The 1038-nt window shown below is 69.5% G+C and carries 1 protein-coding gene; it reads left to right on the top strand.

What is annotated here, in order from left to right; genetic code table 11:
• Positions 1–991, top strand: a 991-nt coding sequence (locus tag I5E_RS09280; protein ID WP_022906733.1) for an adenylosuccinate synthase, incomplete at its 5' end; no start/stop codon positions are given.
• Between the last annotated feature and the right edge of the window lie 47 nt (positions 992–1038).

The following is a 1038-nucleotide window of genomic DNA, read 5'->3' as shown; positions in this document are numbered from 1 at the left end:
CGCCCACGTCATCACGCACTACCACCGCACGATCGACAAGGTGACCGAGCGGTTCCTCGGCAAGCGGCAGATCGGCACCACCGGGCGCGGCATCGGCCCGACCTACGCCGACAAGATCAACCGCGTCGGCATCCGCATCCAGGACATCTTCGACGAGAACATCCTGCGGCAGAAGGTCGAAGCGGCCCTCGACCAGAAGAACCACCTGCTCGTCAAGGTCTTCAACCGCCGCGCCATCGACGCCGACGAGGTCGTCGAGTCGCTGCTGTCCTTCGCCGACCGCCTGCGCCCGATGGTCGCCGACACCGGGCTCGAGATCCACCGCGCACTCGAGCGCGGCGAGACCGTCCTGTTCGAGGCCGGCCAGGCCACCATGCTCGACGTCGACCACGGCACCTACCCGTTCGTGACGTCCTCGTCGGCGACGGCGGGCGGCGCGGCGACCGGCTCCGGCATCGGCCCGGGCAAGCTCGAGCGGATCATCGGCATCGTCAAGGCGTACACGACCCGCGTCGGCGCCGGCCCGTTCCCGACCGAGCTGTTCGACGAGTCCGGGGAGTTCCTGCGGGCGAACGGCTTCGAGTTCGGCACGACCACCGGTCGTCCGCGTCGCTGTGGCTGGTACGACGCCCCGATCGCCCGGTACACGGCGCGCGTCAACGGCGTGACGGACTTCGTGCTGACCAAGCTCGACGTCCTCACCGGGCTGTCGACGATCCCGGTCTGCGTCGCCTACGAGGTCGACGGCGTCCGCGTGGACGAGGTCCCCGTGAACCAGTCGGACTTCCACCACGCCAAGCCCGTCTACGAGGAGTTCCCCGGCTGGACCGAGGACATCACGGGTGCCCGCACGTTCGAGGACCTCCCGAAGAACGCGCGGGACTACGTGCTCGCCGTCGAGGCGATGTCGGGCGCGCGGATCTCCGCGATCGGCGTCGGCCCCGGGCGTGACGCGATCGTCGTGCGGCACGACCTGCTCGGCGCCTCCTGAGCATGCGGGTCCTGTTCGTCTGCAGCGGCAACATCTGTCGTTCGCCG

It is taken from the genome of Curtobacterium sp. B18, from assembly GCF_000333375.1.
In the GTDB taxonomy this organism is placed as follows: Bacteria; Actinomycetota; Actinomycetes; order Actinomycetales; family Microbacteriaceae; genus Curtobacterium.
Note: the sequence above shows the minus strand (reverse complement) of the source record. Positions and strands in the feature narration are given on the sequence as shown.